This is a genomic window from Actinopolyspora biskrensis, from assembly GCF_013408175.1.
Classification (GTDB): domain Bacteria; phylum Actinomycetota; class Actinomycetes; order Mycobacteriales; family Pseudonocardiaceae; genus Actinopolyspora; species Actinopolyspora biskrensis.
The window spans coordinates 238,447-251,926 of the sequence record NZ_JACBYW010000007.1; the positions used below are offsets into that span (position 1 = coordinate 238,447).

Consider the following 13,480-nt stretch of genomic DNA (forward strand, 5'->3'; position numbering starts at 1 on the left):
GACCGCTCGAATGTCGCCGGAACGGCCGTGCCGTTCCCGGCCGTTGCTCGGGGGGGTCCCCGATCGCCCGCCTGTGGCGGACCATCCGACGTGAGGCCCGACCGGAGCGGCCCGGTGGCCGAACGGTCGACCATCGCCGGTCGCCGGTGGAGTGCGCGTACAGCCTAATAGGGCTTCGCCGGGCGTGTTTGTTCGGTCGTCCCGGCTCGGTGCTCCGGCATGGCGGTGCCTGAGCACCGCCCCCGTTCGCGTGTGCCGTAGCGGGCCCTTCCGCGTGGGTGGCCCCGTACCGGGTGTTCCTCCGGAGATCCGGACCGAACATCCGGCGGGAGCGCCCGTCCCGCCCGTGCTGTGTAGGTTTCATCACACCGCGGGGCGCCCCGGGGCGGGCCGCCACACGGCACCGGCGAGATCGCGGGGCGACACTCGGCCGTGCCGAGCGGATCTCTCCATCGGACTCCAGAGTTCATCGTTCATCGGATCGCTTCCGGACCGGGTGTGGCCGTACCGCTCCCTCCTCTCGGCGCATCTAGTGTGGAGCAAGTCAGCCGTCCCAGCCGCATGACAGTGCGCGAGATCGCACAAGCGAGCCGGTGAACCGTCGAGTAACCCCTCGAGGAGGTCCCTTGTCCGATCCCCAGGCTCCGACGGGCGAGACGGGCGATCACGGGGAGGTCGACTCGTCCGCGGACACCGCAGCGGAATCGTCCACCTCCCCGGGGGAGCACGACGCCACCGGCACGAGTGAGGAGCAGGACCCGTTCGGCTGGCCCGCCGAGGACCCGGAGAGCACCCCCGGGAAAGCGGACGAGAGCGGGGCCGAAGGGCCCGACCCCGAGTGGCCGGAGCACGACGAGGCCCCCGTCGAGAGCACTCAGCGGTTGGAAGCCGTCGGTCGCGCGTCGGAGACGCACGCGGAGGGGACGGGAGCCGGGGAGTCCGGCCCGGACGACCCCGATTCCGACCCGCCGACCGTGCAGCTGGCCGCCGTCCCACCTTCGGTCGGGGAGGAACCTCCTTCGGGCGGGACCGCTCCCCCGGACGAGCGGTCGGCCGTCGAATCGTCGGAGGCGGCGGCCCCCGGTTCCTCCGGAGCCACGCGCCCGGCCGATCCGGCCGATTTCGGCATGCCGCCGGGAGGAGCCTCGCGCGGCGCCCCCCGGCTGCTGGGCGTCGCCGGTGCGCGTGCCGTTCCCGGACCGGCGCGTGCGGTGGGAGACGGCGGAGACGGTGCTGCCGCGGACACCTCCGCGGTGAGCTCCGGGACGGACTCGTCGGCGGAAACCGCCTCCACCGGCGAGGGGGACGCCGGCGGGGGCGTCGGGCGGGAACCCGACACGGGGACTTCGCGGGGTGATCCCCCGGAGGTGGCCGGTCCGGGCGGGGACTCCGGTTCCGGTGGGGGGTCCGCCGGGGAGCCCGGCGGGAAGCGGGCTCGCGGACGCATGGGCCGCAAAAGCGTGATCACCGCGGTTTCCCTGGTCGGTGTGATCGTGCTCGGAGCCGCGGCCGTGCTGGGAGGTACGGTCTGGTTCGGTGACGTGCTGAGCCCCCGAGCGGACGCTCCCGCACCGGTCCGGCTGAACCCCTCCGTCAGCGGACTGGACTCCTCGGCGCGGATGCCGACGAAGCAGGGGCTCTCGCGAGCGCTCGAGGAAGTGGTGTCGGACCCGGCTCTGAACGACCTCGGGGGGACCGTCCTCGACTCCAGGACGGGGAAGGTGCTGTGGAGCCGGGACGCTGACCGCAGCATGGTTCCGGCCTCGACCAACAAGCTGCTCACGTCGTGTGCCGCGCTGCTGGCCGTCGACCACGATTTCCGCTTCAGCACCAAGGTCGTGCGCGGGCAGGACCCCGGAAGCGTCGTCCTCGTCGGAGGCGGTGACCCGACACTGTCCGCACTGCCGGAGGGGCGGAGCTCGGTCTACCCGGACGCGGCGCGGCTGGACGAGCTGGTGCGCAAGATCCGTTCGAGCACGTCGGGCGAGATCAGCTCCGTGAAGGTGGACGTGAGTCGTTACAGCGGCCCCACCCTCGCCGCCGAGTGGGAGCGGGGAGACGTGGCGAACGGCTACATCGCCCCCGTCCGCCCGGTGATGCTCGACGGCGGACGCGAGGACCCGACGGACATACACAGCCCGCGCAGCGAGCACCCGGCCCTCGACGCGGCCCGCGAACTCGCCTCCCGGCTGGGGGCGCCGACCGAGTCGGTGAGCACGACCACGATGCGGGGGAGCACCTCCACGCTCGCCGAGGTCCGATCCCCTCCGCTGCGGGACCTGGTGCGCAAACTGCTGCGGGACTCGGACAACGTGCTGGCCGAGGCCGTGGCGCGGCAGGTGGCGGTGACCACGGGGCACGAGCCCTCCTTCTCCGGCGCCGTGCGCGCGGTGCGTTCCGTCCTCGAGCGCAACGGTTTCGACCTGAGCGGGGTCGACCTCGTCGACGGAAGCGGGCTGTCCGACACCGATCGGTTGACCCCGAGGCTGCTGGGTGAGCTTCTGCGGACGGCCAGCGCTCCCGCCGACGGTCCGTCCGGGCGCAGCGCCAGGCTGCGGCCGGTGTTGACCGCTGTTCCCATCGCGGGCGCCAGCGGCAGTCTGGCCGGGCGCTACGACGGCCCCGCTTCGGAAGCGCGTGGTTGGGTCAGGGCCAAGACCGGAACGCTCACCGGGGCGAACGCCCTGGCGGGGACCGTGGTCACCGCGGACGGCAGACTGCTGAGCTTCGCGTTCCTCTCGAACGGGAGCCAGCCGAACGAGGCGCGCCCCGCTCTGGACCGAGTGGCCGCGAAACTGCGCTCCTGCGGCTGTCGCTGAAGCCCGTTTCGACGGCTTCCCGGAAGAAGCGCGGTTCCACTGCTCGTGACGGGGCTTCGCGCGGCTGGTCGGGCAGCCGTCACGTGAGTCGGCGCTTTGCCGCGTTGGGCCGCCGCTACCCGATGCCGGGGACCCCGCGGCCGGGCGCGGGCTGAGGTTCCGCCGAATGAGCCGCCGAGCAAACCGAGCCGCGGGCCCTCCAAAGGTTCGCTGCCGGGCTCGTACGCGGGTAGGGTCAGTTCTGTGAATGTTCGTGCGTCCGCGCTTTCCGTGCCGCTGCGCCGCCCGGCGACCAGGCACGCCACGTCGCAACGTGCCGGTTCTCCGGACGGGATCGGCACCGGTGCCGTCGACTGGGACACGGCCGTGAGCACGGCCGCCCGGCTGCTCAAACCGGGGCCGGAGATTTCCCGCACCGAGGCCGCGAGCACGGTGGCGAGCCTGCGTGAGTTCAGCGCGGGCGCCGAGACGCACGTGCGCGAGCTGACCGGTCTGGGAACCGAGCTCCCGGTCGAGCCCGGTGACGTGGTGGATCGTCCCGGTTGGCTGCGCGGTGCGGGCCGTGGGCTGGCCGAACTGACCGACGTCGCTTTCGCGAGGACCTCGGGTACCGATTCCGAGGGGGCCGGCGAGTTGCTGGCGACCATCAACAGTCGGGGTGCGGGGGTCCAGGCCGGGGTGGTGCTGGCATACCTCGGCACCAAGGTGCTCGGCCAGTACGATCCCTTCGCTCCCGCGCGCCCCGGAGCGAGCGGGGCGGGGAGGCTGCTGCTGGTAGCGCCGAACATCGTGGCCGCCCAGCGCGCCCTGGAAGTTCCCGAGGCGGACTTCCACATGTGGGTGTGCCTGCACGAGTCCACCCATCGGCTGCAGTTCAACGCGGTTCCCTGGCTGCGCGAGTACTTCGCGAACGGCGTCGGCGAGCTGATGAGCGCGATGGACGGCTCCACCGGTGAGCTGTTCGGCAGGCTGCCCTCGGTCGTTCGCGAGGTGCGTTCGGGCCGTTCCGGTGAGTCCGACACCAGTCCGGGGATGCTCGGTGTCGTGGAGCTGCTGCAGAGTCCGTCCCAGCGTGCCGCCCTGGACAGGATCATCGCCGTCTCCACGTTGCTGGAGGGGCACGCCGATCACGTGATGGACGCGGTGGGGCCTCGGGTGGTCCCCAGCGTGCACACGATCAGGGAGCGGTTCACCCGGCGTCGTTCCGGCGGTGGTTTGCTGGACAGGCTGCTGCGCAGTCTGCTCGGCGTGGACGCGAAGATCAAGCAGTACGCGAAGGGCGCCGAGTTCACCCGGCACGTGGTCGGCGCCGTGGGCATGGACGGGTTCAACGCCGTGTGGGCAGGTCCGGACAACCTCCCGAGCCGTGCCGAGCTCTCGGATCCGCCCGCCTGGCTGCGCAGGGTGCACGGCTGAGCGGTCCGTGAGGGCCGTGGTGGGAGAATGACCGCGTGTCCCCACCCGCCTGTGTGAGTGAGATTCGTGTCGCGGTGCGTCGGTTGCTCGACTCGGAGGAGGCCGCGGAGCACCGGGGCGCTCCCCCGTTGGTGGCCTGTTCCGGTGGCCCGGACTCGCTCGCGCTGGCCGCGGCGACCGCGTACTTCGGTCGTCGCCGGGGCGTCCCCGTTCACGGCGTTGTCGTGGACCACGCCCTGCAGGAGGGGTCCTCCGAGGTCGCGGCCCGTGCTGCCGAACAGCTCGTCGCCCTGGGACTCACCGAGGTGAACACGGTCCGGGTTCGTCCGGACGGTGCGGGCGGTACCGAGGCGGCCGCGCGGCGCGCCCGCTACGCGGCGCTGCGGCGGTACCGGCCGGAGGGCTCGCCGGTGCTGCTCGGGCACACCCTCGACGATCAGGCCGAAACGGTGCTGCTCGGTCTGGGGAGGGGGTCGGGAGCGCGCTCCATCGCGGGCATGCGGCCGTTGGACGCGCCGTGGGCCCGTCCGTTCCTGGGGGTTTCCCGCAGCACCACCGAGGCGGCCTGTTCCGAGCTGGGGCTGGGTCCCTGGCGGGATCCGCACAACGCGGATTCCCGTTTCACCAGGGCACGTCTTCGCTCCGAAGTGTTGCCCCTCATGGAAGAGGTGCTGCAAGGTGGTGTCGCGTCAGCGCTGTCCCGGACCGCCGCGCAGCTGCGGGAGGACGCGGACGCGCTGGACTCGGTCGCGGAGGAAACGTGCGAGCGGGTGCGCCGCGCCGGGGGGCTCGACGCGCGTGCGCTCTCCGGCCATCCGTCCGCGGTACGCAGACGAGTGCTGCGGAACTGGCTCTCGGAGCGCGGAGTTCCCGAGCTCAGCGACTCCCACCTGCGGGCCGCCGACGCCTTGGTCGGTGACTGGCGGGGACAGGGTGGTCACGCTCTGCCGGGAGGGTACGAGCTGATTCGAGCTCGAGGCACTCTTCTGGTGGAATGCAGGGGTCGCGGAATCGACCGACGATCGAGCGACGGGTGAACAGCAACCCAATCGAGAGGGGAAGCCGGGCCGTGTACGACGGCGACATTGCCTCCGTGCTCATATCCGAGCAACAGATCAACGACAAGGTCACCGAGCTGGCCAAACAGGTCGACGAGGACTACGGGCACCTGCAGGGAGGCGATCTGGTGCTCGTGGGGGTGCTCAAGGGCGCCGTCATGGTGATGACCGATCTGGCCCGTGCGCTTCCGCTGCCCGCTCAGCTGGAGTTCATGGCGGTCAGCTCCTACGGTTCGTCGACCTCGTCCTCCGGGGTCGTCCGCATCCTGAAGGACCTGGACAGGGACATAGCCGGTAAGCACGTACTGGTCGTCGAGGACATCATCGACTCGGGGCTCACGCTGTCCTGGCTGTTGAAGAACCTCGCCGCGCGCGACCCGGCTTCTCTCGAGGTGTGCACGTTGCTGCGCAAGCCCGATGCGGTCCAGGTCGAGGTTCCCGTCCGGTACGTCGGTTTCGACATTCCGAACGAGTTCGTCGTCGGGTACGGGCTCGACTTCGCGGAGCGCTACCGCGATCTCCCCTACATCGGTAGTCTTGATCCGAAGGTCTACACCTCGGGGGTGTGAGCGGCGCGGTTCCCGAGCCGTCCCCGTAACGGGTACAACCGGAGGAGACGGGGCGCTCGGCGGTATCCTCGCACCAGTGACGATGGGTCGGGCGATTCGTGTCGGCCACCGTCGGTGTGTTGTGCCACCTCCGCGGGATGTGGTTGGAACTAATCCGGCGTGTGACCCGTTGAACTCCAGGGGCGGGTACCCTGGAGGGCCTGTGGTTCGGTTCGCGCAGTTTGTCGCTGTCGCGGACGGTACGCTGGGCTGAACCGGGGGTGGACGTTGAATGGACGCCCGCCACCACCCGACGTGACAGTCAGGGAGGGTCGAGGCCGCTCGGCGGCCGCAAGTGAATGGACCGAAAGCGCCTGCTCCGCAACCCGCTGCTGTGGCTGTTGGCGGTGTTGCTGCTGTTCTACGCCTTCAGCGTGCTCTTCGACGACACGCGTGGCTATCAGGACGTATCCACCTCGACGGCACTGCAGCAGATATCGCAGGGCAACGTGGCGGAAGCCACTATCGAGGACAAAGAACAGCGGCTGAGGCTGACTCTGAACGACGGCGTCCAGGTTCAGGGCAGTGACCGGATCATCACCAAGTATCCGACCGGGGCCAACGAGGACATAGTCAACCGGATAGAGCAATCCGGCGTCTCCAACTGGAACACCGAGGTGTCCCAGAGCTCCATCTGGAGTCAGTTGCTGCTCTACCTCATCCCGGTGGGCCTGCTGGTCCTGCTGGTGATGTGGATGATGAACAACGCCCAGGGCGGCGGCAGCAAGGTGCTGAACTTCGGCAAGTCCAAGGCGAAGCAGTTCACCAAGGACATGCCCAAGACGTTGTTCGGCGATGTCGCCGGTGCCGACGAGGCCGTCGAGGAGCTGCACGAGATCAAGGACTTCCTGCAGTACCCGACGCGCTACCAGGCCCTCGGCGCGAAGATCCCGAAGGGCGTGCTGCTCGACGGCCCTCCGGGCACGGGTAAGACGCTGCTGGCCCGCGCCGTGGCGGGCGAGGCCGGGGTGCCGTTCTACTCGATCTCCGGCTCGGACTTCGTCGAGATGTTCGTCGGCGTCGGTGCCTCCCGGGTGCGGGACCTGTTCGAGCAGGCCAAGCAGAACGCACCGTGCATCGTCTTCGTCGACGAGATCGACGCCGTCGGCAGGCAACGCGGTGCCGGTGTCGGTGGTGGCCACGACGAGCGCGAGCAGACGCTGAACCAGCTCCTGGTCGAGATGGACGGTTTCGACTCGCGGGGCGGGATCATTCTGATCGCCGCGACGAACCGTTCGGACATTCTCGACCCGGCCCTGCTGCGCCCGGGCCGCTTCGACCGGCAGATTCCGGTCGCCGCCCCCGACCTGCGCGGCAGGCGTGCGATCCTGAACGTGCACTCCAAGGGCAAGCCGCTTGCTCCGGACGCCGATCTGGACGGCTTGGCCAAGCGCACGGTCGGTTTCTCCGGCGCGGACCTCGAGAACGTGGTCAACGAGGCGGCTCTGCTGACCGCGAGGGAGAACTCGCAGCTCATCACCGGGGCGGCTCTCGAGGAGTCGGTGGACCGCGTGATCGGTGGTCCACGGCGCAAGAACAAGGTCATATCGGAGCGGGACAAGAAGATCACCGCTTATCACGAGGGCGGGCACGCCCTGGCCGCGTGGGCCATGCCGGATCTGGAGCCGGTCTACAAGCTCACGATTCTGCCCAGGGGCAAGACCGGCGGGCACGCTCTTGTCGTCCCGGAGGACGACAAGGACATGATGACCCGTTCGGAGATGATCGGGCGGCTCGTCTTCGCCCTCGGCGGCCGCTCCTCCGAGGAACTGATCTTCCACGAGCCGACCACCGGTGCCTCCAGCGACATCGAGCAGGCGACGAAGATCGCCCGTGCGATGGTCACCGAGTACGGCATGACGGCCCGGCTGGGCGCGGTGAAGTACGGGAAGGAGGAAGGCGACCCCTTCCTCGGCCGCTCCGCCGGGCAGCAGCCGAACTACTCCCTGGAAGTGGCCCACGAGATCGACGAGGAAGTGCGCAAGCTCATCGAGGCGGCGCACACCGAGGCCTGGGAGATCCTGAGCACCTACAGGGACGTGCTCGACAACCTCGTGCGGGAGGTCATCGAGAAGGAGACGCTCAACCGCAACGATCTGGAACGGATCTTCGCCGAGGTCGAGAAGCGCCCCCGGATCACCGCGTTCAACGACTTCGGTGGACGCACCCCCTCGGACAAACCTCCGATCAAGACACCGGGCGAGCTGGCGATGGAGCGGGGCGAGCCGTGGCCGCCACCGGTCAACGACCAGCCGAGTCCCGCTCCGGTCGGAGCCGTTCCGGGGGCGAACGGATACGGTCCCCAGCAACCCGGCCAGCAGTACGGTCCCGAGCAGCAGGGGCAGCAGCCCCAGGGTTACCCGACGCAGCAGCCGCCGCCGGGGAACCAGCCGCCGGGGACCGCGCAGATGCCCTACCCGGGGGCTGCCGGTCAGCCGCAGCAGCCACCGCAGGGGTACCCGCCGCAGGGACAGCAGCCTCCGCAGGGAGGGCAGCCCCCGCAGGGGGTTCCGCCGAACTACGGTGCTCCTCCCGGCTGGACCCCTGCCACTTCACCCGGTGGACAGTCCGGCTACCAGCCTCCCGCGCCGAATCAGCACAACTGGGTTCCTTCCTGGGAGAACGGTGGGCGACCGGAGAACGGTCAACCCGTGCAGCAGGAGGGCCCCCGAACCGAGCAGATTCGGCAGGGGCAACCCGAGCAGCCCTCCGGGGAGTCGGAGGGCTCGACCACCGGTGAGCAAACCGGAAAACCGAGCACCGGAGCCGAGCAGGACACGTCCGAGGGATCTCAGGACCCCGGGCGGAGTTCCGGAGGCGATTCGGGGACCACGGGCGAGAACGGGAACGGTACCGAGAACCGCTGACGGTGGACCTCGGTGGTGAGCGGCATCCGGTCGACGAGACCGGATGCCGCGCCGCTGTGGAGGGAACGACACGTGACAGGTGAAAGCGTGCCGGTGGGGCCGGACGCCGAGTTCGGCTCCGACCCCGCCGAGTTCGTTGATCAAAGGTTCGACAGGCCCAGAGCGGCAGCGGCGATCCGCGAACTGCTGTTGGCCGCGGGGGAGGACCCCGATCGTGAGGGGCTGCGGGAAACTCCGGAGAGAGTCGCTCGCGCTTACGAGGAACTGTTCACCGGGCTCTACACCGACCCGGACGAGGTGCTGGACCGGACTTTCGACGAGTCCCACGAGGAGCTCGTACTGGTTCGTGACATCCCGATGTACTCCCAGTGCGAGCATCATCTGCTGCCTTTCCACGGCATGGCCCACATCGGTTACATCCCGAATGACCAGGGCCGGGTGACCGGCTTGTCCAAGCTCGGGCGGTTGGTCGACCTCTACGCGAAGCGTCCGCAGGTACAGGAGCGGTTGACTTCGCAGATCGCCGACGCGCTCACACGCAAGCTGGAACCGCGTGGAGTGATCGTCGTGGTGGAGGCCGAGCACCTCTGCATGGGGATGCGCGGGGTGCGCAAGGCGGGTTCGGTCACCACCACTTCGGCGGTGCGCGGAGTGTTCCGGTCCTCGGCTTCGTCCCGCTCCGAGGCACTGTCATTGATTCGGGGGAAGTAATGGCCGCTGGGCTACCGGAAGCGTCCCGCTGCCTGGTCATGGGCGTGCTGAACGTTACGCACAACTCCTTTTCCGACGGTGGGCGCTACCTGGACCACGAGGCCGCCGTGGCTCACGGGAGGCGGTTGCGGGAGCAGGGCGCCGACATCGTCGACGTGGGTGGGGAATCCACCCGTCCCGGGTCCGAGCGGGTCGCCGCCGACGTGGAGTCGGAGCGGGTTCTTCCGGTGATTCGCGAGCTGAGCCGTGCCGGGGTTCCGGTCAGCGTGGATACGACGCGTGCCGAGGTGGCGACCGCTGCCGTACGTGCGGGGGCCGGTCTGGTCAACGACGTTTCCGGCGGACTGGCCGACCCGGAGATGGCCGGGGCGGTAGCCGACGCGGGGGTGCCCTGGGTGCTCATGCACTGGCGGGGGCACAGCCGGGAGATGAACTCCCTGGCGGTTTACGAGGACGTGGTCTCCGAGGTGCGCGCCGAGTTGTCCGCGCGCGTGGAAGCCGCCCTGGACGCCGGGGTTTCGGAGGACGCGCTCGTGCTGGATCCGGGACTCGGCTTCGCCAAGACCGGCGAGCACGACTGGCAGCTGCTGCACAACCTGGAAACCTTCCTGGGGATGGGGCCTTCGGTGCTCGTGGGAGCCTCCCGCAAGCGCTTCCTCGGCGGCCTGCTGGCCGATTCCGAGGGGGCACCGCGTCCCGCACCCGAACGTGACGTGGCCACCGCCACGGTTTCCGCGCTGGCCGCGGAACGCGGTGCCTGGGCGGTGCGGGTGCACGACGTGGTCGGCTCCCTGGACGCGGTGCGGGTCACCGCTGCCTGGCAACGCGGAGGTGAGGACTTTGGCTGACCGGATCGCCGTCACCGGTTTGCGGTCGTTCGGCTACCACGGGGTGTTCGAGCGGGAGAAGCAGGAGGGGCAGGAGTTCGTCGTGGACATCACCGTCTGGGTGGACCTCGACGAAGCCGCCGCCGACGACGATGTGAACCGGACCCTGCACTACGGGGTACTGGCCGAACGCGCCGCGGCCGTGGTCGCCGGTCCGGCTCGTGACCTGGTCGAGACCGTCGCGGCGGAGATCGCCGACGACGTCATGGCCGACGGCAGGCCGCACGCCGCGGAGGTCACGATTCACAAACCCGCTGCGCCGATCCCGCTCACCTTCGACGACGTCTCGGTGACCATCCGCCGTTCGCGGCGCGGTGGGCGCGGGGCGAAGGCGGCTTCGGCATGAGTCGGGCGGTGCTCTCGCTGGGGTCGAACGTCGGTGACCGCCTCGGGTACTTGAGACTGGCGGCACGCGGTTTTTCCGATGTGCTGGTCGCGGCTTCCTCGGTGTACGAGACGGCGCCGTGGGGGGTCACGGACCAGCCCGATTTCCTCAACGCGGTGCTCGTCGTGAGCTCTTCCGACTTCGACGAGTGGGACTGGTTGCGTCGGGGGCAGCGGCTCGAGCAGGAGGCCGAGCGCACGAGGAAGCAGCGTTGGGGACCGCGCACACTGGACGTGGACGTGGTCACTGTGGACGACGTGCGCAGCAACGATCCTGAACTGCTGCTGCCGCACCCCGGAACGCCCGAGCGGGCGACCGTGCTGATTCCCTGGGCCGAGGTGGAGCCGGAGGCGGTTCTTCCCGGGCACGGGAAGGTGTCCGAACTGCGCGGGCGGCTTCCGGACGAAGAGGTGGCCGGGGTGCGCAGGTATCGGGACCTGAGTCCGGACTGATGGCGGTTTTCCGGACCGGTGCGCGTCGGGGCGGACACACGGACCGTGGCTCGTTTCCGGGCAGGAACTCGTAACAAAGGCAGTGAGCCGTCTCCGCGGTGTCCGAGGTGCGATTCCGGGTCGACGGCGGTGCCGGCACGGAGGACGAATGGGCTACACCAGGATTCGTGATCTCGTGGCCGCGGCTCTGATCGCGGCCGTGTTGGTCTACGGCGCTGTGCAGGTGGGCTACGGTGCGCTTCCCCCGCTGCCGCTCGCCGCGGGCGCGACCCTGTTGGTGGTCGCGTCGGTGGAGGTCGTGCTGGCGTTCGTGGTGCGGCCGAAGGTGCAACGCAAGCCGGGAATCGAACCACTCGATCCGATGACAGCTACTCGGGTGGTCGCGCTGGCCAAGGCCTCTTCGCTGGCCGGGGCGCTCATGGGTGGTGCCTGGGTTGCTCTGCTGGTCTTCCTGCTGCCGAGGTACGGGCCCGTTGAGGTCGTGAAATCGGATACGGCGGCTGCCGTAGTCGGGCTGTTCAGCGCTGTGGCGCTGATCGGCGCCGGGTTGTGGCTGGAGTGGTGCATGCGCAACCCGGACGAGCCCGAGGAGGACACCGGCGAGGAGGACGAGTAGCGCTCCTCCCGGTGCGGGACCCGTCGTGGAACGGTGTCCCGGTGCGCGTTCCGATGTGAACTCGTTCGGTTGTTCTCGGTGATTCGTTTTCGCGCGAAAAGGTGGAGCATCACTCCGGAGACTCGAAAAATGCAACTTCGTTGTGTAGTTACTTTGTCACGTTGAAATCCCTCCGGATTTCGAAGACGTGAATTCCGGGTACTGTTGGCCGCATGGCTGCCCCGAACGACTCCGAGCCTCCGGCGCGAGGTGGTCGAGTGACGTTGCTGTGGGTCGGCACGTCGGGCTTGGCCGTCGCGGCGACGACGATGTTGATCCTCGGCGACGACGTCCGGCTGCTGCGGCTGGGAATCGTGGCGGCGCTGTGGGCGGCCCTGCTGGCCGCGTTGCGGGCGAGCCGGCTGCGCGAGCGGGTTCGGGAGCGCGACGAGTCGTTGAGCCGGAAGCAGCGTGATTACGAGCGCGAGCTCGAGCGCGAGATCGAGGCGCGCCAGCAGCACGAATCGGACGCGGAGAACGAGGCGCACCGGCGTGTGCGCGAGGAAACCGAATCGGAGATCTCCGAGCTTCGTTCCGAACTGCGTGATCTGCGGCGACTGCTCGAGCGCTCCCGGGAGCGCTCCGCGCCTTCGGGGGGCGCGCCCCCGAATCAGGGCGGGGAGAGAACTCCTCCGGCCGCGACAGCGGAGACGGCGGAGGCCGCGCGCGGGGAGTCGGCGTCACGGAACTCGGGTGGGTGGGACGGGGAACCTCGGTTGACGACGCGGCAGAACGCTCCCGCCGGGCCCGCTCCGGAGGGCGGTGCGAACGCGAGGGCGACTTCTCCGCCTGCTTATCCGGCTGCCCCCGGTCCTCCGGCCCCTCCTCCCTCGCAGCAGCGGGGAACGGCTCAGCCGCCCCCGAACGCCCCCCCGCAACAGCCGCCTCCGAGCCCTCCGCCACAGCGGCCTCCGAGCCCTCCGCCACAGCGGCCTCCGAGGTTCACCGGTGCCGTGCACGGGGCCGCGGACAGCGGGGAGGCAACCGGGACCCAATCTCCGCCCGGAGCGTCCGCGCGGAATCCCGTGGCCAGGCAGAGCGGGACGCGAGCGGTCCCTCCCGGCTCGGGTGAGAGCAGCGGCGAGTCCGCGAATCGCGGCCCCGGTCCCGGCGCGGAGCCGCAGCGTTCCGCCGATGCGGACGCGGCGGCGGCCCCCCGGCCACCACATCCCGCTCCGGGGCCGGAACAGGTCCCGGAGCGGAGCGGTCCCGCCGCGGGCGAGCTTCCCCAGGCACGCCCTCAGGCACAACCTCCCGCGGTGCGCCGGAGCGGTCCGCCTCGAGCGCGACCTCCTCGTGCAGCGGCTCCGGCCGAGCCCCGACCCGATGTGCCGCGGGGACGGAGCGAGCCCCCGACCGGCACCGGCCGTCCGGACCGGGGCTCCGCGGAGGCTGCTCCTCCGGACGAGAAATCACGATCGGGTGAGAAGGATGACGCTGTCCCCAACCAGGTGACAGACGCGGAGGAACGCCCGGGGAGCCGGAATTCCGGGGCGGCGGTGCATCCCGGAGCCGCCGGTGCGCACACGCAGGGAACCTCGGTCGAGGACCTGCTCGCGGCCTACGGTGATTCCCACGAGGCCAGGAGACGTCGCCGCCGGGACGAGTGAATCACCTTCCGG

At 70.0% G+C, this 13,480-nt stretch carries 11 protein-coding genes; all 11 read left to right on the forward strand.

Features of this window, described 5'->3' with window-relative positions:
• Positions 1–626: 626 nt before the first annotated feature.
• The 11 genes from dacB to FHR84_RS18885 all read left to right on the forward strand — a co-directional run bounded on the left by dacB (position 627) and on the right by FHR84_RS18885 (position 13,468).
• On the forward strand, positions 627–2,819 hold the full coding sequence (gene dacB / locus FHR84_RS18835) for a D-alanyl-D-alanine carboxypeptidase/D-alanyl-D-alanine endopeptidase (protein ID WP_179536843.1): 2,193 nt from the start codon (positions 627–629) through the stop codon (positions 2,817–2,819).
• Between the two features lie 333 nt (positions 2,820–3,152).
• Positions 3,153–4,235 (forward strand): zinc-dependent metalloprotease, encoded by a 1,083-nt coding sequence (locus FHR84_RS18840; protein ID WP_179536891.1) that lies wholly within the window; start codon positions 3,153–3,155, stop codon positions 4,233–4,235.
• Between the two features lie 53 nt (positions 4,236–4,288).
• Positions 4,289–5,272, forward strand: a complete 984-nt coding sequence (gene tilS / locus FHR84_RS18845; protein WP_179536844.1) for a tRNA lysidine(34) synthetase TilS — start codon at positions 4,289–4,291, stop codon at positions 5,270–5,272.
• Positions 5,273–5,304: 32 nt separating this feature from the next.
• The gene (gene hpt, locus FHR84_RS18850; RefSeq protein ID WP_142078302.1) at positions 5,305–5,862 is read left to right on the forward strand and encodes a hypoxanthine phosphoribosyltransferase; all 558 of its coding nucleotides are present in this window, start codon (positions 5,305–5,307) and stop codon (positions 5,860–5,862) included.
• Between the two features lie 338 nt (positions 5,863–6,200).
• On the forward strand, positions 6,201–8,768 hold the full coding sequence (ftsH, locus tag FHR84_RS18855; RefSeq protein ID WP_179536845.1) for an ATP-dependent zinc metalloprotease FtsH: 2,568 nt from the start codon (positions 6,201–6,203) through the stop codon (positions 8,766–8,768).
• Positions 8,769–8,855: 87 nt separating this feature from the next.
• Positions 8,856–9,479, forward strand: coding sequence for a GTP cyclohydrolase I FolE (folE, locus tag FHR84_RS18860; protein ID WP_179536892.1), 624 nt, complete (start codon positions 8,856–8,858; stop codon positions 9,477–9,479).
• Positions 9,479–10,327 carry a dihydropteroate synthase gene (gene folP, locus FHR84_RS18865; protein WP_246300770.1) on the forward strand — a complete coding sequence of 283 codons (849 nt, stop codon included), beginning with the start codon at positions 9,479–9,481 and terminating at the stop codon, positions 10,325–10,327. Before folE ends, folP begins: the two co-directional genes overlap by 1 nt.
• A complete protein-coding gene (gene folB, locus FHR84_RS18870; RefSeq protein WP_179536846.1) occupies positions 10,320–10,712 on the forward strand; it encodes a dihydroneopterin aldolase in 393 nt (130 codons plus the stop codon). Before folP ends, folB begins: the two co-directional genes overlap by 8 nt.
• Complete coding sequence (folK, locus tag FHR84_RS18875) at positions 10,709–11,203, forward strand: 2-amino-4-hydroxy-6-hydroxymethyldihydropteridine diphosphokinase (protein ID WP_179536847.1); 495 nt, start codon at positions 10,709–10,711, stop codon at positions 11,201–11,203. The genes folB and folK overlap by 4 nt, the downstream gene beginning before the upstream one ends.
• Before the next feature lie 148 nt (positions 11,204–11,351).
• A complete protein-coding gene (locus tag FHR84_RS18880; RefSeq protein ID WP_179536848.1) occupies positions 11,352–11,819 on the forward strand; it encodes a DUF3180 domain-containing protein in 468 nt (155 codons plus the stop codon).
• 257 nt (positions 11,820–12,076) lie between these two features.
• Positions 12,077–13,468, forward strand: a complete 1,392-nt coding sequence (locus FHR84_RS18885; RefSeq protein ID WP_179536849.1) for a DUF6779 domain-containing protein — start codon at positions 12,077–12,079, stop codon at positions 13,466–13,468.
• The last annotated feature ends 12 nt before the right edge of the window (positions 13,469–13,480 follow it).